Consider the following 19,766-nt stretch of genomic DNA (forward strand, 5'->3'; position numbering starts at 1 on the left):
GTTCTCTTGGCATAGCTAATCCTCGTTCAGCGATGATTGCGCTGGATTTGGTCGGTTCCCGGCATAGATGGTGTCGGATCGGACATGAGGTGCATGGTTGTGAGGGAGCCATGCGTTCGTCGTTGATGCCTATTTCCCCCCTCTTGTCCCATGACCGCCATGGCAAGGTCGCCCAATGCGACGTGCCAGCGGGACCAGTAGAGTTGTAGGTATAGGCGGCGCCTGTGAGTTCGGGGTTGGCTTCGCCGCCGGAGAGCATGCGCAGGCGTTTGTAGCGCATGATCTTGAGGCCTGCATGGGCGGTGGCGATTTTCTGGCGGGTGAGCGGGTCTTGTGCCTTGCCGTTGGCCTTGGCGATGGCGATGATGTCGTCGAGTTCGTTCCTGAACTGCATCTGCTGGGCGAGGTGGAGACCCCGCGCTCAAAGCCAAGGAGCGCCATGGCGACCTTCCAGCCTTCGCCTTCCTGGCCGATGCGGTCGATCGCGAGCGCCCTCTGCCCCGTCGAAGAACACCTCGGCAAACTCGGCCTCGCCGGTCATCTGGCGGATCGGGCGGGCATCGACCCCGGGCTGGTCCATGGGGACCATGAGGAAGGAGAGGCCCTTGTTGCCGACGCTGCCGGGCTCTGTGCGGGCAACGACGAAGCACCAGTCGGCGATCGTGCCCATCGAGGTCCAGATCTTCTGCCCGTCGATGATGTACTTGTCACCCTCGAGCCGCGCCTTGGTCTTGACGTTGGCAAGGTCGAGCCTGCGCCGGGTTCAGAATAGCCCTGACACCAGATCGCCTTGCCGGTGGCGATGTCGGGCAGGAACCGGGCCTTCTGCTCCTCGGTCCCCATGGCGATCAGCGTCGGCCCGAGCAGTTCGACGCCAAGGTGCCCGGCGCGGGGCGGACCTTGGCCCGGCATATTCCTCGGCGAAGATGATCTGCTGCGCGATCGAGGCACCCCGCCCGCCCCATATCTCGGGCCAGCCAATGACGCTCCAGCGCGCCTCGCCCAGCGCCGCTTCCCAGGCGCGGCGAAGCTCGACATTGTCGACCTGGTTGGTCTGGCCGCGGATGGCCTTGAACGGGCCGGAGAGCTGTTTCGTTGAGCCAGCTCGCGGCCTCCTCGCGGAAGGCTTTGAGTTCAGGGGCGAAGGCAAGTTGCATGGATCAGGCGACCTCGAACAGACCGGCCGCGCCCATGCCGCCCGCGACGCACATGGAGACGACCACATATTTGACGCCGCGGCGCTTGCCTTCGATGAGGGCGTGGCCGACGAGGCGCGAGCCGGTCATGGCGAAGGGATGGCCGATGGCGATGCCGCCGCCATTGACGTTGAGCTTCTCCGGATCGAGCCCAAGCGTGCGCTGGCAATAGATCGCCTGGTTGGCAAAGGCTTCATTGAGCTCCCACAGGCCAATGTCGTCGATCTTGAGGCCGGTGCGCTCCAGCAGCTTGGGGATGGCGAACACGGGGCCAATGCCCATTTCGTCCGCGCCGCAGCCTGCGACCTGAAAACCCCGATAGATGCCGAGGACGGGGAGCCCTTCCTTCTGCGCGGTGGCAAGGTCCATGACGACCTGGGCCGATGCGCCATCGGAGAGCTGGCTGGCGTTACCGGCGGTGACGTGCTTGCCTTCCTTGATGACCGTGCCGTTCTTGAACACGGGCTTCAATTCAGCGAGCTTCTCATAAGTGGTGCCAGCGCGGATGCCTTCATCCTTGGTGATGGTCAGTTCTTCCTTGCCGGTCTCATTGCCTTCCTTGTCGAACAGCGCCTTGGTGACCGTGATCGGCACGATCTCGTCATCGAACTTGCCTGCTTCCTGGGCGGCGGCGGCGCGCTGCTGCGACTGTGAGTGCGGCAAAGCGGTCCTGGTCCTCGCGGCTGATGCCATAGCGTTCCGCGACGATCTCGGCGGTCTCGATCATCACCATATAGGCGTTGGGATCGCGTTCCTTGATGAACTCGGAGCGGTTGCGGAAGGCGGGATAGTGCTTGTCGATGGTGAGCGAGACATTCTCGACCCCGCCCGAGACGGCGCAGTCGATCTCGTTGGCGATGATGCCGCGCGCGGCAAAGGCGAGCGCGTTCAAACCGGACGAGCATTTGCGGTCCATCGAGAAACCGGCCGTGGTGTCGGGGAGGACCGAGCCGTGGACGGTGAGGCGGCCGACATTGTAGCTTTGCGTGTTCCACTGGTTGGCAACGCCCAGATACACGTCATCGACGCGCGCGGGATCGATGCCTGCGCGGGCGATGGCGGCATCGACTACATGGGAGGACATGAACGGCGCTTCGGTGTCGTTGAACGCGCCGCGATAGGCTTTGCCGACGCCGGTGCGGGCGGTGGAGATGATGGCTGCTTCACGCATGTTTATCGATCCTTGAATTAAAAGCCGTGCATGTTGGACTGGCCCCAATAGGCGCGCATTTCGGTCACTTCATTGGCTTCGTTGAAGCGGAAGGTGTCGATGACGTCGATGCGCATGGCCTTGCCGTCATGGTTGAGGTTCACCGAGAAGGGGAAGACGGCATAGTCGCCCGCGACCCGAACCGGGCCTTCGAGCTTCAGCTTCGCGCCGGTCTGCATCGATTCGGCATAGAAGGCGCGGATCGCCTCGCGGCCCTTGCGGATGGGCGAGCCGATCGGGTCTTCGACCGTGGCGTCCTGCGCATAGAGGGCGGCGACCTGGTCGGCGCTGCCCGCTTCGAACGCTGCGACATAGGCGTTGACGGCGGCTTCCATTTTTACAGGATCGGGCATGGCTTTGGCTCCGGCTAGGGCAGGGGTGAGGAGGGTAGCGGCAAGTGCGATCAGGAGGCGGGCGGCCATGGCCTTAGCCTTCCGGGAAATAGCGGTTGATGGTATCGACCACGCAGGCGGGCTTGGCGGTAGGCTGACCATCTGGACCTTCGATCTCGACGGTGACGCGGATCACCGCCTGGATGGCGCCGCCCTTCACTTCCTCGACCGAGACGATTTCGCCCGAGCCCCGGATGCGCGAGCCGACCACGACCGGATTGAGGAAGCGGGTCTTGTCCATGCCGACATTGACCCCTGCGGAAAAACGCCGGACCTCGATAATCTGCGGCATGAACAGGTTGACGAGGGAGAGGGTGAGGTAACCATGGGCGATGGTCGCGCCGAACGGGCCATCTTTCGCGCGGATCGGATCGACATGGATCCACTGATGGTCGCCGGTGCATGTCGCAAAGGCGTCGATGCGCGACTGCTCGATGGTGAGCCAGTCCGACGTGTCGAGCTTTGCCCCTTCCTTGCCCAGCAGGTCTCGCGGATTTTCGAAGATGGTCGCCATTGTTACGCCCGCTGGCTCGAGACCGCGACGATTTCGCCGGTCATGTAGGAGGAGAGATCGGAGGCGAGGAACATCATCACATTGGATTTCCCAGACCTCGGCGGGGCGCTTGAAGGCTTCCTTCTCGACCAGCTTGTCGAGCGCTTCCTGCGTCGTCACCTTGGCGAGGAAGGGGTGCATGGCAAGGCTGGGCGAGACCGCATTGATGCGCACGCCATGTTCGGCCGCCTCGATCGCGGCGCAGCGGGTGAAGGCCATGACCCCTGCCTTGGCGGCGGCATAATGGGCCTGGCCCTTTTGCGCGCGCCAGCCAAGGACCGAGGCGTTGTTGACCATGACGCCCGACTTGTTCGCATACATGGAGGGAGGAAGGCGCGGGTCATGCGGAACAGCGAGGTCAGCGTCACGTCGAACACGCGCGCCCACTGCTCGTCGGTCATGTCGACGATATCGGCCTCGCCGCCCAGCCCGGCATTGTTGATGAGGACATCGACCTTGCCGAGATGGTCAAGCGACGCGTCGCGCAAGCCCTGCACGGCTTCCTCGCTGGTGACGTCGCACACGAAGGTGGCGGCGACGCTCGACCTTGGCTTCATCGGCGATGCGGTCGGCTGCTTCATTGAGGCGGCGTTCATGGAAATCGCTGATGAGGAGCCTGGCCCCTTCTTCCGCCGCGCGCTTGGCGGCGGCAAAGCCGATGCCGGTGCCCGCTGCCGCGGTCACCACCACGGTCTTGCCCTTGAGCATGCCCAGCGGGTCGGATAGGGCGGAACAGGCGAGGTCGGGGTCATGCGGCGTCCTTCATGATGATCTTGGCGAGCGCTTCGCGATGCTGGTCCGGCGTGCCGAGCCAGCTGGCAGAGGCGCGGGCGCGCTTGAAATAGAGATGGGCGTGATGTTCCCAGGTGAAGCCGATGCCGCCATGGAGCTGGATCGCGTCGCCGCTGACCGAGCAATAAGCGTCCGACACATAGGCGCGTGCGGCATGGGCGGCTTCGGCGAGCTCCTCGCCATTCTCATCGATCGCGGCGGCGGCATAATAGGCCGCCGAGCGCGAGGCTTCGACCAGCAGCATCATGTCGGCGAGCATATGCTTATAGGCCTGGAACGAACCGATCAGGCGGCCGAACTGGACGCGTTGCTTCGCATAATCGACCGTCGCATCGAGGCTGTACTGCATGCCGCCGGTCTGCTCGGCGGCAAGGAGGCCCGCGCCGATGGTCAGCGTGCGCTCGATCGCGGCCTTGGCGCTGCCGGGGGCGCCAAGGATCATCTCCGGCGTCACGTCGCAATCGAAGGTGAGGCAAGCAAAGCGGCGGGTGCGGTCGAGCGCGGGCAGCGCCTCGATGGCAAGGCCGGGGGTGTCGGCTTCGAGGATGACGAGGCTGTCGTCAGCCGTCGCCACGACGATGAGCTGCGCGACATGGCCGAAGGTCACGAACTGCGCCGTGCCGGTGAGGCGGCCATTGGCGAGAGTGGGGCGGCTTGCTGTGCCAGCGAAAGTTGCGCGCGTGCCGGTGGCGAGGCGGGGCAGCAGCGCCGCCTTCTGTTCCTCGCTGCCCGCAGCGAGCACCGCCTGCACGGCGAGCACGGCGGTTTCGAAGAAGGGGACGGGCGCAAGGACGCGGCCGGTTTCTTCTAGCACCAGCGCCATTTCGACCGCGCCCAGGCCAAGGCCGCCCTGGGCCTCGGGGATCATGAGCCCGGTAAAGCCCATCTCGCCAAGGCTGTCCCACAGGCTCTCGTCAAAGCCGCTCGTCCCTTCGACGGCGGCGCGGATGACGTCGGGGTTGGCGGCGTCGGTCAGGAAGTCGCGGGCGGCGTCCTGGATCGCGCGCTGATCATCGCTGAGCGCGAAATCCATCAGGCGGCTCCGTAAACCGGCTTTGCCGGTTCGCGGGTGTCGATGAGCTTGCGCACGATCGCGTCCATTTCTTGTGGCTCGAGGCGCGCGCCCTTGTCGAACGCCGGGCTGTCGGTCCAGCCCTGCGAGAGGAAGACCTGTCCGCCCTTCAATTCAAACACCTGGCCAGTCACCCCCTTCGACTGTTCCGAGACGAGATAGGCGACCAGCGGCGCCATATTTTCCGGCGCGAACAGGTCGAATTCGCCTTCCTTCGCGTCCATGTCGAACGCGCCGGTATTGGTCATGCGGGTGCGGGCGTTGGGGGCAAGGGCATTGGCGGTGATGCCCACGCCCCAGCTCGGCGGCCTGCACCAGCGTCAGCCCGGCAATGCCTGCCTTGGCCGTCGAATAGGCCGACTGGCCGACCGAGCCCTGGAGGCCTGCGCCCGAGGTCGTGTTGATAATGCGCGCATCGACCGGGTTGCCCGCCTTGCTCTGCGCGCGCCAATATTCAGCGGCATGGCGCGAGGTGCAGAAATGGCCCCGCAGATGGACGCGGATCACCGCATCCCATTCTTCCGGGCTACAGGTGAAGAACATGCGGTCGCGCACGAAGCCTGCATTGTTGACCACGGCATGAAGCGCGCCGAAGCTGTCGAGTGCCTGTTCGACCATCCTCTTGCCCGAGTCCCATTCGGCGACGTCATCGGTGTTGGCGACGGCCTGCCCGCCCATCGCCTTGATCTCGTCCACCACCTGCTCGGCCGCGCCCTTGGTCGCGCCCGCTTCGCCATGGGTGCCCACGCCCAGGTCGTTGACCACGACCTTGCAGCCTTGCGCCGCCAGGCCCAGCGCATAGGCCTTGCCCAGCCCATTGCCCGCCCCGGTCACGATCGCAACACGTCCTTCGCAGATACCCACTTGCCTTACTCCTTCATTGCGCTGCGACGGGGATCAGCAGATGCTGGCTCAGGTCCCCAACGAGATCGAGCAGGGAATAATCCCGCCCGGAAAAATGCCATGCCCCATCCACGTAGGTGAAGCTGTCATGATAGCGGCCCGCGCAGATCGCCTGCAACGGCAGGTCCGGGGTCGCCTGAAACACGGTATAGTAAGAGCGGCAGGTGGCGGTGCCTGCGTCCTCGTCCAGCTCGACGATGGATTGGTGATGACATGCTTGGTGCGCGGCGTGCCATCGTCATGGATGCGTACATGGGCCTGCCACAGCGCCAGCATCGGCGCTGCGCCTTCGACCATTTCGCGCCGCCGCCTGTCTTGATCCGGCGCGCTCGAACAGGGCGGCGACGGCTTCAAGGTCGCCTGCGTCCATCAGTTCGGCATAGCGGTAGAGCAGATTGGTGATCGCCGTGGCGCTGCTCATGGCTGACCCTCTCGCTGCGCCGCCTGGCGTTCGCGATGCTGCGCGGTGCTGCCGGTCAGGCGCACGGCGATGGCGTCGGAGGCGACGCGCTGCGCCTGCCGCTCCGGGCTGGCTTCGCCCAGCGGCTCGGCTTCGACCAGTCCAGTCAGCGCGGCTTTGGCGAGCTTTTGATATTCGCTTGTCCCATTGTTGCGCCAGGTGACCTGGTGCGGCTCGAAACTCTTGACCACCTTGGCCGATTGCCGACGACCAGGCTGCGTGGCGGGGTCACCGTGTCGGACTTCACAAGGGCAAGGGCGGCGACGAGATTTTCGTCACCTATGATGGCATTGTCGAGGATCACCGCGTTCATGCCGATGAGCGCATTTTCGCCGATCTCGCAGCCATGGATGATCGAGCCATGGGCGATGGTCGCGCCACGCTTGATGATGGTATCGCGCAGCTGGTTGGCATGGACCGACACATTGTCCTGGATCGAGCTGTCGCCTTCCACCACGATCCGCCCGAAATCGCCGCGCAGCGAGGCGCCCGGCGCGATGAAGCAGCCCGGTCCGACGATCACGTCGCCGATCAGCGACGCCAGCGGATGGACGTAGCTGGTCGGATCGACGACGGGTGTGATCCCCTGATAGGCGTAGCAGGGCATGGGGCCGCGCTTTCCCTCTTAGAGCCGTTCGATGATGGTGACGTTGGCCTGGCCGCCGCCTTCGCACATGGTCTGGAGGCCATAGCGCCCGCCGGTGCGTTCGAGCGCACCCAGCAACGTGGTCATCAGCCGCGCCCCGGTCGCGCCGATCGGATGGCCCAGCGCGATTGCGCCGCCCTGCACATTGACCTTCTCATGGGGGATGTCGAGTTCCTTCATCCACGCCATGGTGACGCTGGCGAAAGCCTCGTTACATTCGAACAGGTCGATGTCGCCGATCGCCATGCCTTTTCTTCAGCGCATATTGGGTGGCGGGGATCGGACCGGTCAGCATCCAGACCGGATTGGCGGCGCGACGGACAGGTGATGAATGCGGGCGCGGGGTTTCAGGCCATGGTCCTTGACCGCCTTCTCGCTGGCAATGAGGAGGTGCGGCCGCGTCGCAATTCTGGCTGGCGACGCCTGCGGTGATGATGCCGCCTCATTGACGGGCTTCAAGGACGCGAGGCCCTCCAGCGAGGTGGTGGGGACGGTGGTTTCATCCCTGGCCAGCCCTCGAGGGCCACTTCATGATCGAACCAGCCATTGTGTCCCAGGCCGCCTGCGCGCGCTGGTGCGAGGCGAGCGCGAACGCCTCCATCGCTTCACGGCTGATGCCCCATTTGTCGGCGATCATCTCGGCGGACTTGATCTGGTTGACTCTTCCATGCCATAGCGCTCGACCCAGCCCTTCGACCCGTGGAAAGGGCTGTCAAAGCCATATTGCGCGCCCGCGATCATCGCGGCCATGATCGGGATCTGGTTCATCGCCTGGCTGCCGCCCGCGACGACCAGGTCCTGCGTGCCGCTCATCACGCCCTGCGCGGCGAAGTGCACCGCCTGCTGCGACGATCCGCACTGGCGGTCGACGGTGACGCCGGCACCTCTTCAGGGAGCCCTGCGACCAGCCATGCGGTGCGGCCGATATCGCCCGCCTGGCCGCCGATTGTCTCGGTGCAGCCCCAGACCACGTCTTCGACCTGAGAGGGATCGATGCCGGTGCGCTTGACCAGTTCGCGGATCGGATGGCGCCCAGATCGGCCGGTGGACCTGGGCAAGGCTGCCCTTCTTGCGGCCGACGGGGGTGCGGACGGCGTCGATGATATAGGCTTCAGGCATTGTTGGCTTCCCGGGCGAAGGTCTGGTCCGGCCCCATGGGCTGGGTGAAGATGCGCGTGGCGATGCGCGCGCGGTGAGTGGCGGGCGTACCCCAGCTCTGGGTCAGCGCGAGCGCGCGTTTCAGGAACAGGTGGACGTCCACTTCCCAGCTGTAGCCCATCGCGCCATGCACCTGGATCGAGGCGCGGGCGGCCTTGTCGGCGGCTTCGAGCGCCACCAGCTTGGCATGGCTGACGCGGGCGCGGGCCTGGGTGTCACGCGCGCCGATCTCGGCTGCGGCGGCGGCGACCACGGGCTTGGCGAACTCGATCGCCACCTGCGCGGAGGCGAGGTGATGCTTGACCGCCTGGTAGCTGCCGATGGGTTTGCCGAACTGCTGGCGTTCCTTGGCATAATCGACGGCAAGATCGACCGAACGCTGGGCAAGACCAAGCGCGAAGGCGGCGTTGAACAGGGCGGCGCGGTCGAAAGCGAGGTCCCAGTCGGCCCCATTTTGATTATTTGGCCCGAGCGGCGTTGCGTTGCTTGGGCTCCATTCTACCGAGAAGAGGCGGCGGAAGGGATCGATGCTGGGCTGGGCGGTCAGCGTCACCTGATCGGCGTGGCGAGGAAAGCCTCGCCATCCTTTTCGAGCAGGATCGCGGCCGCGCTGTCGGCATTGGCGACATAGGGGTTGGCGGGGTGGGCGATGGCGATGGTCGCCATCGGATCGGCGAGCAGCGGATGATCGGGCGCAAGGGCAGCGAGCAGGGGCGCTGCGACGCCTGCGCTCTCGACCAGCGGTTCGGGCAGGACGACATAGCCCGCTTCCTGCGCGATGAGAGCAAAGTCGGTTTCGGTCAGATCAATGCCGCCCGCTTCTTCAGGCAGCAGGATGAGGGTGAGGCCGGTCTCGACGATCGCGGCCCAGCGCGCATCGTCCGCGCGCGACGCCCGCTTCCATCATGCGGCGCCAATGATCGGGCGTGCAGCTGTCGGCGAACAGGGTGCGTGCGGTCTCGGCAAACATCAGCTGTTCGTCGCTGAGGGTGAAGTCCATCTCAATTCCCCTTAGCGCGGCAGGCCGAGCATGCGCTCGGCGATGATGTTGCGCTGGATCTCGTTCGACCCGGCATAGATGGGTCCTGCGAGCGCGAAGATATAGTCGTCGATCCAATCGACGGGGTTCGCGCCGGGCGCTTCGTGGGTGAGTTCGGCCTGGGCCCCGAGGATCGCCAAGGCGGTCTGCGTCAGATGAATGTCGAGTTCAGACCAGAAGATCTTGTTGGTCGAGGCTTCGGGACCGATCTCGTGCCCGCCATCAGCGCGAGGCGGTCTGGTAGATGTTGAGCGCATAGGCGTCGGCATTCATGTGCGCGCGCACGACATCGGCTTCGAGCGCGGGGTCGGCCGTTTCCTTGTTGGCGGTCCAGAGTTCCGCGAGCTTCTTCGCCGCCACCTGATAGCGGGCGGGTGAGCGCAGCATCAGGCCACGCTCGAACCCGGCGGTCGCCATGCAGATATGCCAGCCCTGGCCCTCGTCGCCGAGGCGGTTGAAGGCGGGGACGCGGACATTTCAAGGAAGATCTCGGCAAAGCCGACATGGCCGTTGATCTTCTTGATCGCATTGACCGTCACGCCCGGCGCGTCGAGCGGGAAGAAGATGAGGCTCATCCCCTTGTGGCGCTCGGAGCCCGGCTCGCGGAACAGGCCGAACGCCCAGTCGGCGAAGACCGCGCGGCTCGACCAGATTTTTGTGGCCGTTGAGGATGTATTCGTCGCCGTCTCGCGTTGCGGTGGCGCGCACGCCTGCCAGATCGGACCCGGCCATCGGTTCGGACCAGGCCTGCGCCCAGATTTCCTCGCCTGACCCATCTTGGGCAGGAAGCGCTGCTTCTGCTCATGGGTGCCGAATTCGATGAGCGTCGGCCCCAGTAGGAAAATGCCATTCTGGTTGACGCGGCCTGGGGCTCCGGCGCGATAATATTCTTCTCGAAGATCAGCCACTGGATGAGGTCGAGACCGCGGCCGCCATATTCCTTTGGCCAGGTCACCATACCCCAGTCGCCCGACTTCAGCGTCTTTTCCCATTGCCGGTGCGCCTCGAAGCCTTCGCGGGTCGCGTCGAAATGCTCCAGCGATCCCTGCGGCACATGGGCTTCCAGCCAGTTGCGCACCTCGGCGCGGAACGCCTGCTGTTCGGGGGTATAGGTCAAGTCCATCAGAATTTCGCCGCGCCCTTGTTGTCGACGAAGGCGTCGCGCGCCTTCTGGCTGTCTTCATGCATATACATTTCGAGCGTGAAGCCCTGCTCGATCCGGTAATGGGCCGAGGGTCGGTGGGCTCGATCAGGTTCAAGGCCTGCTTGGCGATGACCAGCGCGGCGCGGCTCTTGGACGCGATGACTTCGCAGAAGGCGTAAGCCTCGTCCTTCAGATTTTCGAGCGGCACGACCTTGTGCACCGAGCCATGACGATGCGCGTCCTCGACCGAAATACGGCCCCCGGTGAAGAAGTTGGCGCGCACCATCTGCACGGGCAGCATGCGGCTCATGAAGGCCGCGCCGCCCATCGCGCCGCGATCGATCTCGGGCAGCGAGAAATAGGCGCCCTCGGCCGCGATCAGCGCGTCGCAGGCGCCTGCGATATTGACGCCGCCGCCAATGACGAAGCCGTGGAGCGCGCCGACCACCGGGATCGCGCATTCGCGGATCGCCTTGAAGGTCAGGTAATTATCCTTGTTCAATTTGGCGATGCGTTCGGGATGCGCCGCCATCTCCTTGATATCGACGCCGCCGCAAAAGCCCTTGCCTCGGCCCGGATCAGGATGCAGCGCACATCCTCGTTGGCGGCCGCTTCGTAAACCAGCGCGGGGATCGATTCCCAGCCCTTGGTGTCGAAGGCGTTGACCGGCGGATGGTCGAACAGGATTTCGGCGATCTTGTCCTTGATCGTGAGCGTAATCGGCATTGTTCTTCCTCTCCTCAGGCCGCGCTTGCGGCCTCGCGGCCCAGTGCGGCCAGCGCGTTCAGCCGCTCATGCGCCTCGCTGACGATGCGGTCGACCAGCTCCTGGCAGCTGGGTATTTCATCAATGCGTCCGCCGACCACGCCGGTCGCCATCACGCCATGTTCGATGTCGCCCTCGACCACCGCCTTCTGGATCAGCATCGGCATGGTCGCGGCCATCATCGCCTGTTTGAGCGGCACCTGACCATGGCCGGTCATGCCCTTGGCCGACTTGATCATGTCGATCCAGCTCGCCCCGCTCAGCTTCTTCATCGCCGCGCTCGCTTCCAGCGCGCGCAGCCACATGGCGAGCTTTCCGGACTTTTCGATCTTGTCCATCAGCTTGGTGCGCACCATCCGCTGCGGATGCCGTCAAGCTTGTGGTGACGACGATGCGGTCGGTCGAGGCTTTCAGATATTCCCTTGGCGCTGTCGGGCACCGGGCTTTCCTTGGTCAAAAGGAAGCGCGTGCCCATGGCGATGCCGACCGCGCCATAGGCGAGCGCTGCGGCGAGGCCGCGCCCGTCGCAAAGCCGCCGCTCGCGATCACCGGCACGTTGACGGCGTCCAATACCTGGGGGAGCAGCACGGTGGTGGGCACCGAGCCCGTATGCCCGCCGCCTTCGCCGCCCTGCACATTGACCATGTCGACGCCCAGCTCCACCATCTTCTGCGCAGCTTGACCGCGCCGACGGTCGGGATGCAGAGGATCCCTGCATCCTTGAAGCGGCCGATCATCTTGGCATTGGGACCACGCCCGAAGCTGACCGCGCGCACCTGATCCTTGTTGGCGAGGATCAGCTCGACGATTTGGTCTGCGCCGGCTGAAAGCTGTGGAAATTGACGCCGAAAGGCTTGTCGGTGCCATTGCGGACAGCCAGGATCTTCTCGCGCGCTTCGTCCGGCGTCATCACCGCTGCGCCCAAAAAGCCGAACGCGCCTGCATTGCTCGACCCGATGACGAGGCTGGGTTCCGCCACCCATCCCATCGCGGTCTGGATGATCGGCCAGCGGCAGCCAAGCCGCTCGGTCAGCACCGTATGCAGCGGATCGCCCATCATTCGCTCGCCTGCTTCTTATTCGCCTCGGCCATCTTCTTGGCGTCGAGGCCCGCGATCGAGCTGCCCTGGACGAGGTCATTCTGGGCATGGGCGAAATGGTGCATATGATATTGCGCTTCCATCGCGTTGCGCTTGCCCATCAGCTCCTCGACATGGTGATCGCCTGCTTGGTCAGCCAGTTGCCAAGGCGGGGTTGCGCCACGAGCTTGGCGGCCATCGCCGCCACCGTCTCGCGCAGCGCCTCGCGGTCACGATCTTGTTGACCATGCCGAACTGCTCGGCCCGCTGCGCGCTCATTCGCTCGCCCAGCAGCAGGAATTCCTTGGCGATGCGCGGGGGGAGCTCATAGGCGTGGGCGAAATATTCGACGCCCGAATGCCCATGCGGTTGACCGGGTCCTGGAAGAAGGCGTCGTCGGTGGCGACGATCAGGTCGCATACCCAGAGCGAGCATCAGCCCGCCCGCGACGCACGCCCCCTGCACCATGGCAATGGTGGGCTTGGGCGTATCGCGCCAGCGCCGGCACATGCCGACTATTGTTCCTTCTCGCGGGTGTAGAGCAGTTCCGCGGCAGGTTTGTTGACATGACCCGGCACCATCAGCCGGTTCTCGAAATGCCTGTGCACGTCGCGGCCCGGCGTGCCGATGTCATGCCCGGCCGAGAAATGCTTGCCGTTGCCGCCCAGCACGATGCAGCGGACGTCATCGTCGTCGTCGCCTTGATGAAGGCGTCGTCGAGCGCGTAGGTCATCTGGCCGTTCTGGGCATTGTTGAAGCCCGGACGGTTCATCATGATCCATGCGACATGGTCGATCACCTCATAGGTGACCGGCTCGTCGGTCTCGTAAACAATGTCGACCTGCTGCGGTTCGACCAGGCGATCAACTTCATTCATGTCAGGCTGCCCTTCTGTCTCCGGCCGGATTGTCCTTGAACACGGTGGCGCGGACATTGTTGGGGTCGATCTTCGCGATCAGGTCCAGTTGCTCAGGCGTAGGTGCAGGGGTGGTGGAATTTCACCCTCAACCTTGGCAAGCGGGAAGCCGGTATTGTCCTGCACTTCCTCGAAGGTGACGCCCGGATGCAGCGAGATCACGCGGATCTGGTGATCGGGGCCGCCAAAGTCCATCACGCACAGATTGGTGATGATCTGGCGCAGGTCCAGGCCCTGGGGCGGAGCGCCATTGCGATAGCGCGCCGGGTTGTAGCCCGCCATGCAGACGAAATCGACCTCGCCTTCGACGAACGCCCGCTTGTTGTGGCTGGCAAAGAAGAAGCTGTTGGGATGGCTGATCGAATTGCCCGGAAAGCCGCGCGCGCCGAGCATCGCGGCCTTGGGCTTCTTATGGTCGCCGATCACCGAGATGTTCGCCTGGCCGAAACGGTCGATCTGCACCGGGCCGACCAGTGCGTGGCGGCGGCCGCTCCACAGGGCGGAGAAGACGCGGTCATAATTGGCGATGCCTTCAAATTCCGGTTCGGCGGTGCGTTTGCCGGGGCCGACGGGTTCGCTGGTATAGAAGCATTCGCCGTCGGTGGTCTGGATCGCGGGGGCAAAGCTCAGCTTGGCAAGGCCTGCGCCGATGCGGGGCAGGGGGCCGATGCCGGTCGCCATCACCTCGCCATCACTGCGCCACACCTCGGCGCAGGCGGCGATGACGAGTTCAGCGAGCGAATAGCTGTTCTGGGTCATGGTCTCTCGCTTAGTAAATAGGAACGGGGAGCTGCTTATGACGGCGTCTTCGCCGCCGATCGCTGCCTGATAATCGGCTTCGGACACATCGATGAACTTCGCCTTATACTCGGCCAGGCTTCGGGCGAGCGGCGCTTTCGACATAGGTCTTGATGTGCTTGAGATCGAGCTGATAGTCGGGATCGGCGCTTGCGGGATGCGCGCCCAGCGGCGCCTCTGCCACGCCGGTGATCATCGCCCGCTCGACCAGATTGTAGCGGCTGTTCTTCTTCATATCGAGCTCGCCGGTCGGCACGATCTTCTCGACCGTGGCGTAGCTCTTGCCCGCAGCGCGCACCAGCAGTTCGTCGAACAGCGCGTCCTTGCTGAGCGTCAGCAAATTGCCGCGCTCGTCGGAACGATGGGCATGGATGAGGGCAATGTCGGGCACCAGCGCTGGCATGGCGACGAATTCCTCGCCATCGGCATAGGGGCTCTTCACAAATTTGAAGTCGAAGCCGTCTTGCGTGATGATGTCGGTGCCGATGCCGACGCGCGTCGGCAGGAAGGGCAGCTTCATCGCGCCTGCGCGCAGGCCCCAATGATACATGCCCTCGTCAAGCTCGAGCACTTCAAAGGCGCCCGCCTGGCGGGCGTTGCGGAAATGGGGCTCGAGCGGATAATGGTCGAGGCTGGCAAAGGCGAAGACGAGCTTTTTGATCTTGCCGGTCGCGGCGAGCAGGCCGATGTCCATGCCGCCATAGCCCGCCATGACGGTCAGGTCCTTCAGGTTCGAGCGGGCGATGGCGCGGATCAGCGCCATGGGCTTGCGGCGGGTGGCCCATCCACCGATGCGATGGTCATCCCGTCGGAAATCTGGTCGACGATGTCGTCCACCGTCATGCGCTTGTCGAGCATAGTGTCAGTCATCCTTTTGCGTCAGTCCTGCAGGGCTTGCCCTGCAAATAGTCCTACCAGTTAATCTTGCTCATGAGCCCATTTATGGCCCCAGTCGCTTACCGAAAGGCTGGTGGTGGGCACCCATGTGTCCGGGTCTATACCAGGCCATTCCAGCCATATTCGATGTCAAAGCCGCCTGGTGTCTGCATGTAGAAAGAGGTCATCTTGTCATTGACATGACGGCCCAGCGTTGCCGAGAGGGGCACCTTGCCCTTGCTCTTCAAGACCGGTCATAGGCGCGGCCGACATCCTCCAGGGAGCCGACCTCCAGCATCATGTGCACCGCGCCATTGGGGCTTTCGGGCAGCTGCCCCAGCGCCAGGCTGTGGGGCGCGGGTTGCAGTGCAGGAAGGCAAAGCCGATGCCCGGGTCGTCAGGCCCGCCACCCATCAGATAGAAGCGGCCAAGGTCGGTGTCGCCAAAACCCATCACGCTTTTATAGAAAGCATGGGTTTCCTCGAAATTGGGGGCGGTCAGCACGACATGGCCCATCCCCATGTCGCCATCCGCGCCATGGGGGCTGCCGGTCACGAAGCGGCTGACGCCTGCGGGCGAGGTGAAGGGGGCATAGTCGACGAAGCGGCCGTAGAAGAGCTCCATGGGATTGCCTGCCGGGTCCGACGAGCGGGCCAGTTCATAGACCGACGGCCACGCGCTTCCATGACGCCTCGCGTTCCACCGGGCGGCCTGCCGCCTCGAGCCTTTCCAGCAGCGATTCGAACGCCTCGCGATTCGCGCATTCCCAGCCTGGCGCACGAACCGGTCGGCCGCGCCCTTCTCCACCCACAGGCGGTAGGGCCGGTCGTCCATGCGGAACAGCGCGACATCGTCATTGGGGGAGGGGGCGGCCATGAGGCCTGCGATATTGCAGGCAAAATCCTGCCAGGATCCCAGGTCCTGCGCCTCGATCACCACATAGCCCAGCGATATCACTGCCATTTCCGCCGCCTCGCCTTCTTCCTGTCTGCCGACCATATTCCCGCAGAGCGTTTCAAAATGGCCTCCCCCATCCGCATATGGCAAGCACTGCCGCATGTTTTGCGCTATATGGGGGCGCAATCTGCGCGCTCAACGAGCTTATGGCAATTCGTTCCAGATCCGCCTATAAGCATCGACCCAAATGCGCAAGCCCTGTTTGCCTTGACAGTTTGCGTAATAGCAATTTACATAAACTACGCATATAGCAAATTTGAAGAAGAGTCGCCTACAATGGAGAAGATCATGACCGGGGCAGTAGCAAGCCGACCCATTGACGAGGCGAATGCCGGGATAGCTTCGCCCGAAAGCCTGATTGCCAAAGCCAAGGCGATGATCCCGACGCTGCGGGAACGCGCGCGCGCCTGCACGATCGCCCATGACGTGCCCCCCGAGACCGTTGCCGAGATGAAGGCGGCAGGCTTCTTCCGCGTGCTCCAGCCCAAGCGCTATGGCGGCTATGAGATGCACCCCAATGTCTTCTTCGAAATCCAGAAGGCGCTCGCCGAAGGCTGCATGTCGACAGGCTGGATCTACGGCGTGCTGGGCTGCCACCCCTATGAACTCGCCCTCTTCCATGACGAGGCGCAGAAGGAAGTGTGGGGCGATAATCCCGACATGCTCGTCTCCTCCACCTATCAGCCGGTCGGCAAGGTGGAAAAGGTCGATGGCGGCTTTTACCTGTCGGGCCGCTGGGGCTTCTTCGGGCTCCTCGCATTGCGGTTGGGTGCTCTTGGGCGCGATCAATTTCGACACCGATGGCGGCCCGCCCGACATGCGCACCTTCCTGTTGCCGCGCTCCGACTATCAGGTGATCGAAGGCACCTGGGATACGTTCGGTCTCCAGGGCACCGGCAGCTTCGACATCGTGGTCGAGCGCGTTTCGTGCCCGAACATCGCCCACAAGGCGAGCGACGGCTTTGCCGGCACCAATCCGGGTCAGGAAACCAACACAGCGCCCCTCTACCGCATCCCCTGGGCGCAGCTCTTCATCCGCTCGGTCTCCAGCGCCGCCTTCGGCGGTATCCGCGCCGCCACCTCGGCCGCGATGGAGATCATGGCAAGCCGCGTTTCGACCAACACCGGCAAGGCGTCCAAGGCCGACCCCAATCTCCACGCCGCCATCGCCCGCGCGATCGCCGAGACCAATGAGATGGAGCTGACCCACAGGACCACCTTCAACGAACTGATGGACTATGCTGGCCGCAATGAGCCCGTCCCGATGGAAAAGCGCGCGCTCTTTGCCTACCAGTCCGCCAATGTCGTGCGCCGCATGGCGGAACTGGCCGACGGCATGGTCAAGCTCTTGGGCGGCCGGGCGGTCTACATGTCGAGCCCGATCCTCCAGCCCTGGCTCGACCTCCACGCCGCGCGCGCCCATGTCGCCAACGACCCGGCCAACCGCACCAGCGACGTCATCGGCACGATGAACGGCGAACCGCCCGCCTTCACCTTTATCTAGCGTCTTGCGCTGGAGCGCGCGCCGCGCGCTCCAGCCTTGCCGTCACGTTCAGCGGGACTGGAAAACCAGCTCCCCCTCAGGCAAGACCCAGGGCCAAGCTTTTCGCATGATGCCCAAAGGAACGATCCCCATGGCCAGTGAAGTGACCCGCAAGAGCTACAGCGTCGCGGGTGGATATGAGATTGCGATCGCGGAAATAGCAGGGGCGTCGGCCGATGCCCCGACCGTCATCTTCATCCATGGTAGTGGTCCTGGCGCATCGGGCGCGTCCAACTTCCGCAACAATGCCCAGGCCTTTGCCGATGCTGGCTACGCGTCATCCTGCCCGACCTCATCGGCTATGGCGCCTCCTCCAAGCCCGAGACCGACTATCCGCTCGAGCTCTTCACCCAGACCCTGCTCGAGGCTCTGACGCAGCATGGGATCACCGGCGGCCACCTCATCGGCAATTCGCTGGGCGGCGGCATCGCCTCCAGATCGCGCTCGACCATCCGCAATTCACCATCGGCAAGCTCGTCCTGATGGCGCCGGGCTGCGTTGCCGAGCAGGCGAGCTATTTCACCATGCCCGGCATCGCCAAGATGCGCTCGGGCTTTGGCAGCGCGACTTCAATGTCGAGGAACAGCGCCGCCTGATCGGCAACCTCATGCATCCCTCCTCGCTCCACCACGTCACCGACGCGCTGGTCGAGGAGCGTTTTGCCGTCGCGCGCACCCAGCCAAGGATGTGCTGGCGCGGGTGAAGACCCCCGATCTTGGTCCGCGTCTTGGCGAGGTTACGCAGCCGATCTTCGTCCTCTGGGGCCTCAATGACGAATTCTGCCCTGAAAGCCACGCCCGCCTCTTCCTCGACGCATGCCCCGACGTGCGCTGCCTCACCTTCTCGCAGACCGGCCATTGGGTGCAGGTCGAGCGCGCTCAAGAATTCAACCGCTACTCACTGGACTTCCTGAAGAATGGCTGACGCTGCTCCTGCGCAATCCGTACCTGTTCCAGAGCCCGTGGACGTTACCACAGGCTGAAGGGCGCGATGCGCCGCCTGCCCTCGGGCGTGGCGATCGTCACCGCGCTGGGCGAGGGCAAGACGCCGGTCGGCATGGCCGCGACCTCGATCACCTCGCTCACCATGGACCCGCCTGCGGTCCTCGTCTGCGTCAACCAGACAGCCGGCATCCACGCCCATCTCTCGCCCGGCTGCCCGGTCAGCATCAACCTCCTCTCGCGCCACCAGCGCGAAGTGTCGGCAGCATTCGGCGGCGCGGTGGCGCGCGAGGCGCGCTTTGCGTTGGCAGCTGGACCCCGATGCCCATGGCCTCCCCATCCTCGATGAAGCGCAGGCCAACCTCTCCTGCACGGTCGAGAGCATGACCCCCTTTGGCACCCACAGCATCGTCATCGCCCGGGTCAAGGCGGTGCGCCTGTCGGACGCGGTCGATCCCCTCATCTTCCAGGACGGAGCCTATCTGTGAGCCAGACCCTGAACGAGCAGCTTGCCGAAGAGCTCTACCAGGCGCTGCGCGAGGGGCGCACCGTGCAGCCCTTGATGGCGCGCTACCCGCAGCTTGGCATCGATGACGCCTATGCGATCTCGCTTGGCGCGCTCGAACGCCGTAAGGCGGATGGCGAGCGGGTCATCGGCAAGAAGATCGGCGTCACCTCCAAGGCGGTGCAGGACATGCTGGGCGTCCACCAGCCCGACTTCGGGTTCCTGACCGACCGGATGTTCATCGAGGGTGACATCGATGTCGCGGCAACGGCCTCATCGCCCGCGTTCCGAAGCCGAGATCGGCTTCATCCTGAAAGACAGCCTCAAGGGTCCCGCGTCACGGCAGAAGATGTGATCGCCGCGACGGCAAGCATCGTCCCCTGTTTCGAGATCGTCGACAGCCGCATCCAGGACTGGAAGATCGGCATCGTCGATACCGTCGCCGACAATGCGTCCTGCGGCGTCTATGTGCTGGGGGACGCGCGCGTCGATCCACGCGCCCATGATCTCCCCAATCTTCATGTCACCGTCACCAAAAACGGGCAGCCTTTGTCGGAGGGCTATGGCCATGCGGTGCAGGGCTCGCCTGCCCAGGCGGTCGCCTGGCTTGCCAACACGCTGGGCGCCTATGGCGTTACCCTGGAGGCGGGCGATGTGATATTGTCAGGCAGCCTGGTGCCGCTCGAACCGGCACGGCCAGGAGATGTGTTCGAGATGCAGCTTGCAGGGGTCGGCAGCTGCACCGCGTGCTTTATCTAGATTTGTGTGAGGGCATCGCTGCAAGCCATGCGAGCCCTGTGAGGAGTAAGTAATGACGGCAAG

General features: G+C 64.2%; 32 protein-coding genes and 10 pseudogenes. 7 read left to right on the forward strand and 35 right to left on the reverse strand.

What is annotated here, in order from left to right; all coding sequences use genetic code 11:
* Together AC6JBC_RS18200 and AC6JBC_RS18205 are read right to left on the reverse strand one after the other, a co-directional pair.
* Nucleotides 1-394: pseudogene (locus AC6JBC_RS18200) on the reverse strand (acyl-CoA dehydrogenase); the annotation flags it as partial.
* A 27-nt stretch (nt 395-421) separates the two neighbouring features.
* Nucleotides 422-700: an acyl-CoA dehydrogenase family protein gene (locus AC6JBC_RS18205; RefSeq protein ID WP_498026874.1), complete on the reverse strand. Its 279-nt coding sequence runs from the start codon at nt 698-700 to the stop codon at nt 422-424.
* A 102-nt stretch (nt 701-802) separates the two neighbouring features.
* Here AC6JBC_RS18205 and AC6JBC_RS18210 point away from each other — a divergent pair, with 102 nt between their 5' ends.
* A complete protein-coding gene (locus AC6JBC_RS18210) occupies nt 803-1,099 on the forward strand; it encodes a hypothetical protein (RefSeq protein WP_498026850.1) in 297 nt (98 codons plus the stop codon).
* 61 nt (nt 1,100-1,160) lie between these two features.
* Here AC6JBC_RS18210 and AC6JBC_RS18215 read toward each other — a convergent pair.
* From AC6JBC_RS18215 to AC6JBC_RS18375, 33 genes and pseudogenes are all read right to left on the reverse strand, one after another.
* Nucleotides 1,161-2,367: pseudogene (locus tag AC6JBC_RS18215) on the reverse strand (acetyl-CoA C-acyltransferase).
* A 17-nt stretch (nt 2,368-2,384) separates the two neighbouring features.
* Nucleotides 2,385-2,828 carry a nuclear transport factor 2 family protein gene (locus AC6JBC_RS18220; RefSeq protein WP_498026529.1) on the reverse strand — a complete coding sequence of 148 codons (444 nt, stop codon included), beginning with the start codon at nt 2,826-2,828 and terminating at the stop codon, nt 2,385-2,387.
* A gap of 4 nt (nt 2,829-2,832) precedes the next feature.
* Nucleotides 2,833-3,312 (reverse strand): MaoC family dehydratase, encoded by a 480-nt coding sequence (locus AC6JBC_RS18225; RefSeq protein ID WP_498026528.1) that lies wholly within the window; start codon nt 3,310-3,312, stop codon nt 2,833-2,835.
* Nucleotides 3,313-3,459: 147 nt separating this feature from the next.
* Nucleotides 3,460-3,932, reverse strand: a pseudogene (locus AC6JBC_RS18230) (SDR family oxidoreductase); the annotation flags it as partial.
* On the reverse strand, nt 3,820-4,059 hold the full coding sequence (locus tag AC6JBC_RS18235; protein ID WP_498026851.1) for an SDR family NAD(P)-dependent oxidoreductase: 240 nt from the start codon (nt 4,057-4,059) through the stop codon (nt 3,820-3,822). The gene AC6JBC_RS18235 and the pseudogene AC6JBC_RS18230, both read right to left, overlap by 113 nt.
* 40 nt (nt 4,060-4,099) lie before the next feature.
* Entirely contained in the window at nt 4,100-5,176 is a 1,077-nt protein-coding gene (locus tag AC6JBC_RS18240; RefSeq protein ID WP_498026526.1) for an acyl-CoA dehydrogenase family protein, read from the reverse strand.
* The gene (locus tag AC6JBC_RS18245; protein ID WP_498026852.1) at nt 5,176-5,337 is read right to left on the reverse strand and encodes a hypothetical protein; all 162 of its coding nucleotides are present in this window, start codon (nt 5,335-5,337) and stop codon (nt 5,176-5,178) included. The genes AC6JBC_RS18240 and AC6JBC_RS18245 overlap by 1 nt, the downstream gene beginning before the upstream one ends.
* A complete protein-coding gene (locus AC6JBC_RS18250) occupies nt 5,330-6,079 on the reverse strand; it encodes an SDR family NAD(P)-dependent oxidoreductase (protein WP_498026853.1) in 750 nt (249 codons plus the stop codon). The genes AC6JBC_RS18245 and AC6JBC_RS18250 overlap by 8 nt, the downstream gene beginning before the upstream one ends.
* A 13-nt stretch (nt 6,080-6,092) precedes the next feature.
* Nucleotides 6,093-6,332: pseudogene (locus AC6JBC_RS18255) on the reverse strand (nuclear transport factor 2 family protein); the annotation flags it as partial.
* A gap of 24 nt (nt 6,333-6,356) precedes the next feature.
* Complete coding sequence (locus tag AC6JBC_RS18260) at nt 6,357-6,539, reverse strand: nuclear transport factor 2 family protein (RefSeq protein WP_498026854.1); 183 nt, start codon at nt 6,537-6,539, stop codon at nt 6,357-6,359.
* Nucleotides 6,536-6,769, reverse strand: coding sequence for a hypothetical protein (locus tag AC6JBC_RS18265; protein ID WP_498026855.1), 234 nt, complete (start codon nt 6,767-6,769; stop codon nt 6,536-6,538). Before AC6JBC_RS18265 ends, AC6JBC_RS18260 begins: the two co-directional genes overlap by 4 nt.
* Nucleotides 6,685-7,185, reverse strand: coding sequence for a gamma carbonic anhydrase family protein (locus tag AC6JBC_RS18270; RefSeq protein ID WP_498026856.1), 501 nt, complete (start codon nt 7,183-7,185; stop codon nt 6,685-6,687). The genes AC6JBC_RS18265 and AC6JBC_RS18270 overlap by 85 nt, the downstream gene beginning before the upstream one ends.
* An 18-nt stretch (nt 7,186-7,203) precedes the next feature.
* Complete coding sequence (locus tag AC6JBC_RS18275) at nt 7,204-7,470, reverse strand: hypothetical protein (protein WP_498026857.1); 267 nt, start codon at nt 7,468-7,470, stop codon at nt 7,204-7,206.
* A gap of 253 nt (nt 7,471-7,723) precedes the next feature.
* Complete coding sequence (locus tag AC6JBC_RS18280) at nt 7,724-7,861, reverse strand: thiolase family protein (protein WP_498026858.1); 138 nt, start codon at nt 7,859-7,861, stop codon at nt 7,724-7,726.
* Nucleotides 7,858-8,100, reverse strand: a pseudogene (locus AC6JBC_RS18285) (thiolase family protein); the annotation flags it as partial. The pseudogene AC6JBC_RS18285 and the gene AC6JBC_RS18280, both read right to left, overlap by 4 nt.
* Before the next feature lie 235 nt (nt 8,101-8,335).
* Complete coding sequence (locus tag AC6JBC_RS18290) at nt 8,336-8,935, reverse strand: acyl-CoA dehydrogenase family protein (RefSeq protein WP_498026859.1); 600 nt, start codon at nt 8,933-8,935, stop codon at nt 8,336-8,338.
* The gene (locus tag AC6JBC_RS18295) at nt 8,932-9,243 is read right to left on the reverse strand and encodes a hypothetical protein (RefSeq protein WP_498026875.1); all 312 of its coding nucleotides are present in this window, start codon (nt 9,241-9,243) and stop codon (nt 8,932-8,934) included. The genes AC6JBC_RS18290 and AC6JBC_RS18295 overlap by 4 nt, the downstream gene beginning before the upstream one ends.
* Nucleotides 9,206-9,382, reverse strand: a complete 177-nt coding sequence (locus tag AC6JBC_RS18300; RefSeq protein ID WP_498026860.1) for a hypothetical protein — start codon at nt 9,380-9,382, stop codon at nt 9,206-9,208. Before AC6JBC_RS18300 ends, AC6JBC_RS18295 begins: the two co-directional genes overlap by 38 nt.
* 11 nt (nt 9,383-9,393) lie before the next feature.
* On the reverse strand, nt 9,394-9,678 hold the full coding sequence (locus tag AC6JBC_RS18305; RefSeq protein ID WP_498026861.1) for an acyl-CoA dehydrogenase family protein: 285 nt from the start codon (nt 9,676-9,678) through the stop codon (nt 9,394-9,396).
* The gene (locus AC6JBC_RS18310; RefSeq protein WP_498026862.1) at nt 9,644-9,838 is read right to left on the reverse strand and encodes a hypothetical protein; all 195 of its coding nucleotides are present in this window, start codon (nt 9,836-9,838) and stop codon (nt 9,644-9,646) included. Before AC6JBC_RS18310 ends, AC6JBC_RS18305 begins: the two co-directional genes overlap by 35 nt.
* A gap of 154 nt (nt 9,839-9,992) precedes the next feature.
* Complete coding sequence (locus AC6JBC_RS18315; protein ID WP_498026876.1) at nt 9,993-10,544, reverse strand: acyl-CoA dehydrogenase family protein; 552 nt, start codon at nt 10,542-10,544, stop codon at nt 9,993-9,995.
* A 190-nt stretch (nt 10,545-10,734) separates the two neighbouring features.
* A pseudogene (locus AC6JBC_RS18320) lies at nt 10,735-11,097 on the reverse strand (enoyl-CoA hydratase-related protein); the annotation flags it as partial.
* Nucleotides 11,064-11,291: a hypothetical protein gene (locus AC6JBC_RS18325; RefSeq protein ID WP_498026863.1), complete on the reverse strand. Its 228-nt coding sequence runs from the start codon at nt 11,289-11,291 to the stop codon at nt 11,064-11,066. The pseudogene AC6JBC_RS18320 and the gene AC6JBC_RS18325, both read right to left, overlap by 34 nt.
* Nucleotides 11,292-11,305: 14 nt before the next feature.
* Nucleotides 11,306-11,686 (reverse strand): hypothetical protein, encoded by a 381-nt coding sequence (locus AC6JBC_RS18330; protein WP_498026878.1) that lies wholly within the window; start codon nt 11,684-11,686, stop codon nt 11,306-11,308.
* Nucleotides 11,668-12,197 (reverse strand): annotated as a pseudogene (locus AC6JBC_RS18335) (nitronate monooxygenase). The gene AC6JBC_RS18330 and the pseudogene AC6JBC_RS18335 overlap by 19 nt, the downstream one beginning before the upstream one ends.
* Nucleotides 12,127-12,390 carry a nitronate monooxygenase gene (locus tag AC6JBC_RS18340; RefSeq protein ID WP_498026864.1) on the reverse strand — a complete coding sequence of 88 codons (264 nt, stop codon included), beginning with the start codon at nt 12,388-12,390 and terminating at the stop codon, nt 12,127-12,129. The pseudogene AC6JBC_RS18335 and the gene AC6JBC_RS18340 overlap by 71 nt, the downstream one beginning before the upstream one ends.
* Nucleotides 12,387-12,530, reverse strand: a complete 144-nt coding sequence (locus AC6JBC_RS18345; RefSeq protein ID WP_498026865.1) for a hypothetical protein — start codon at nt 12,528-12,530, stop codon at nt 12,387-12,389. The genes AC6JBC_RS18340 and AC6JBC_RS18345 overlap by 4 nt, the downstream gene beginning before the upstream one ends.
* Nucleotides 12,531-12,561: 31 nt before the next feature.
* Nucleotides 12,562-12,918 carry a hypothetical protein gene (locus AC6JBC_RS18350; RefSeq protein ID WP_498026866.1) on the reverse strand — a complete coding sequence of 119 codons (357 nt, stop codon included), beginning with the start codon at nt 12,916-12,918 and terminating at the stop codon, nt 12,562-12,564.
* A 70-nt stretch (nt 12,919-12,988) separates the two neighbouring features.
* Nucleotides 12,989-13,285 (reverse strand): hypothetical protein, encoded by a 297-nt coding sequence (locus tag AC6JBC_RS18355; RefSeq protein WP_498026867.1) that lies wholly within the window; start codon nt 13,283-13,285, stop codon nt 12,989-12,991.
* Nucleotides 13,286-13,363: 78 nt separating this feature from the next.
* Nucleotides 13,364-14,227, reverse strand: a complete 864-nt coding sequence (locus AC6JBC_RS18360) for a CoA-transferase subunit beta (RefSeq protein ID WP_498026868.1) — start codon at nt 14,225-14,227, stop codon at nt 13,364-13,366.
* A complete protein-coding gene (locus AC6JBC_RS18365; RefSeq protein WP_498026869.1) occupies nt 14,187-14,885 on the reverse strand; it encodes a CoA transferase subunit A in 699 nt (232 codons plus the stop codon). Before AC6JBC_RS18365 ends, AC6JBC_RS18360 begins: the two co-directional genes overlap by 41 nt.
* A gap of 232 nt (nt 14,886-15,117) precedes the next feature.
* Nucleotides 15,118-15,246: a hypothetical protein gene (locus AC6JBC_RS18370; RefSeq protein WP_498026870.1), complete on the reverse strand. Its 129-nt coding sequence runs from the start codon at nt 15,244-15,246 to the stop codon at nt 15,118-15,120.
* A 49-nt stretch (nt 15,247-15,295) separates the two neighbouring features.
* Nucleotides 15,296-15,997, reverse strand: a complete 702-nt coding sequence (locus tag AC6JBC_RS18375) for a VOC family protein (protein WP_498026871.1) — start codon at nt 15,995-15,997, stop codon at nt 15,296-15,298.
* 408 nt (nt 15,998-16,405) lie between these two features.
* On the opposite strand from AC6JBC_RS18375, the pseudogene AC6JBC_RS18380 reads away from it, so the two are divergent.
* The 6 genes and pseudogenes from AC6JBC_RS18380 to AC6JBC_RS18405 all read left to right on the forward strand — a co-directional run.
* Nucleotides 16,406-16,540: pseudogene (locus AC6JBC_RS18380) on the forward strand (flavin-dependent monooxygenase); the annotation flags it as partial.
* Between the two features lie 190 nt (nt 16,541-16,730).
* Nucleotides 16,731-17,459 carry an acyl-CoA dehydrogenase family protein gene (locus tag AC6JBC_RS18385; protein WP_498026872.1) on the forward strand — a complete coding sequence of 243 codons (729 nt, stop codon included), beginning with the start codon at nt 16,731-16,733 and terminating at the stop codon, nt 17,457-17,459.
* A gap of 258 nt (nt 17,460-17,717) precedes the next feature.
* The gene (locus AC6JBC_RS18390; protein ID WP_498026877.1) at nt 17,718-17,981 is read left to right on the forward strand and encodes an alpha/beta fold hydrolase; all 264 of its coding nucleotides are present in this window, start codon (nt 17,718-17,720) and stop codon (nt 17,979-17,981) included.
* Nucleotides 17,982-18,197: 216 nt separating this feature from the next.
* Nucleotides 18,198-18,422: an alpha/beta fold hydrolase gene (locus AC6JBC_RS18395; protein WP_498026873.1), complete on the forward strand. Its 225-nt coding sequence runs from the start codon at nt 18,198-18,200 to the stop codon at nt 18,420-18,422.
* 66 nt (nt 18,423-18,488) lie between these two features.
* Nucleotides 18,489-18,927 (forward strand): annotated as a pseudogene (locus AC6JBC_RS18400) (flavin reductase family protein).
* Nucleotides 18,928-19,001: 74 nt separating this feature from the next.
* Nucleotides 19,002-19,703 (forward strand): annotated as a pseudogene (locus AC6JBC_RS18405) (fumarylacetoacetate hydrolase family protein).
* Nucleotides 19,704-19,766 lie beyond the last annotated feature (63 nt).

The sequence above is a fragment of the Sphingobium sp. RC1 genome, assembly GCF_059738765.1.

Excerpts from the sequence above, each read along its gene's own strand:
- AC6JBC_RS18340 (WP_498026864.1), bottom strand. The coding sequence starts at position 12,390 with ATGATGGGCGATCCGCTGCATACGGTGCTGACCGAGCGGCTTGGCTGC.
- AC6JBC_RS18365 (WP_498026869.1), bottom strand. The coding sequence starts at position 14,885 with ATGGCGCTGATCCGCGCCATCGCCCGCTCGAACCTGAAGGACCTGACC.
- AC6JBC_RS18315 (WP_498026876.1), bottom strand. The coding sequence starts at position 10,544 with ATGGACTTGACCTATACCCCCGAACAGCAGGCGTTCCGCGCCGAGGTG.
- AC6JBC_RS18305 (WP_498026861.1), bottom strand. The coding sequence starts at position 9,678 with ATGCGCTCAACATCTACCAGACCGCCTCGCGCTGATGGCGGGCACGAG.
- AC6JBC_RS18360 (WP_498026868.1), bottom strand. The coding sequence starts at position 14,227 with ATGTCGAAAGCGCCGCTCGCCCGAAGCCTGGCCGAGTATAAGGCGAAG.
- AC6JBC_RS18345 (WP_498026865.1), bottom strand. The coding sequence starts at position 12,530 with ATGGGCAAGCGCAACGCGATGGAAGCGCAATATCATATGCACCATTTC.
- AC6JBC_RS18300 (WP_498026860.1), bottom strand. The coding sequence starts at position 9,382 with ATGGACTTCACCCTCAGCGACGAACAGCTGATGTTTGCCGAGACCGCA.
- AC6JBC_RS18210 (WP_498026850.1), top strand. The coding sequence starts at position 803 with ATGTCGGGCAGGAACCGGGCCTTCTGCTCCTCGGTCCCCATGGCGATC.
- AC6JBC_RS18260 (WP_498026854.1), bottom strand. The coding sequence starts at position 6,539 with ATGAGCAGCGCCACGGCGATCACCAATCTGCTCTACCGCTATGCCGAA.
- AC6JBC_RS18355 (WP_498026867.1), bottom strand. The coding sequence starts at position 13,285 with ATGAATGAAGTTGATCGCCTGGTCGAACCGCAGCAGGTCGACATTGTT.
- AC6JBC_RS18325 (WP_498026863.1), bottom strand. The coding sequence starts at position 11,291 with ATGCCGATTACGCTCACGATCAAGGACAAGATCGCCGAAATCCTGTTC.
- AC6JBC_RS18240 (WP_498026526.1), bottom strand. The coding sequence starts at position 5,176 with ATGGATTTCGCGCTCAGCGATGATCAGCGCGCGATCCAGGACGCCGCC.
- AC6JBC_RS18220 (WP_498026529.1), bottom strand. The coding sequence starts at position 2,828 with ATGGCCGCCCGCCTCCTGATCGCACTTGCCGCTACCCTCCTCACCCCT.
- AC6JBC_RS18375 (WP_498026871.1), bottom strand. The coding sequence starts at position 15,997 with ATGGTCGGCAGACAGGAAGAAGGCGAGGCGGCGGAAATGGCAGTGATA.
- AC6JBC_RS18350 (WP_498026866.1), bottom strand. The coding sequence starts at position 12,918 with ATGTGCCGGCGCTGGCGCGATACGCCCAAGCCCACCATTGCCATGGTG.
- AC6JBC_RS18330 (WP_498026878.1), bottom strand. The coding sequence starts at position 11,686 with ATGGTGCGCACCAAGCTGATGGACAAGATCGAAAAGTCCGGAAAGCTC.
- AC6JBC_RS18225 (WP_498026528.1), bottom strand. The coding sequence starts at position 3,312 with ATGGCGACCATCTTCGAAAATCCGCGAGACCTGCTGGGCAAGGAAGGG.
- AC6JBC_RS18310 (WP_498026862.1), bottom strand. The coding sequence starts at position 9,838 with ATGGCGACCGCCGGGTTCGAGCGTGGCCTGATGCTGCGCTCACCCGCC.
- AC6JBC_RS18270 (WP_498026856.1), bottom strand. The coding sequence starts at position 7,185 with ATGCCCTGCTACGCCTATCAGGGGATCACACCCGTCGTCGATCCGACC.
- AC6JBC_RS18280 (WP_498026858.1), bottom strand. The coding sequence starts at position 7,861 with ATGATCGCCGACAAATGGGGCATCAGCCGTGAAGCGATGGAGGCGTTC.
- AC6JBC_RS18275 (WP_498026857.1), bottom strand. The coding sequence starts at position 7,470 with ATGGCGATCGGCGACATCGACCTGTTCGAATGTAACGAGGCTTTCGCC.
- AC6JBC_RS18235 (WP_498026851.1), bottom strand. The coding sequence starts at position 4,059 with ATGCTCAAGGGCAAGACCGTGGTGGTGACCGCGGCAGCGGGCACCGGC.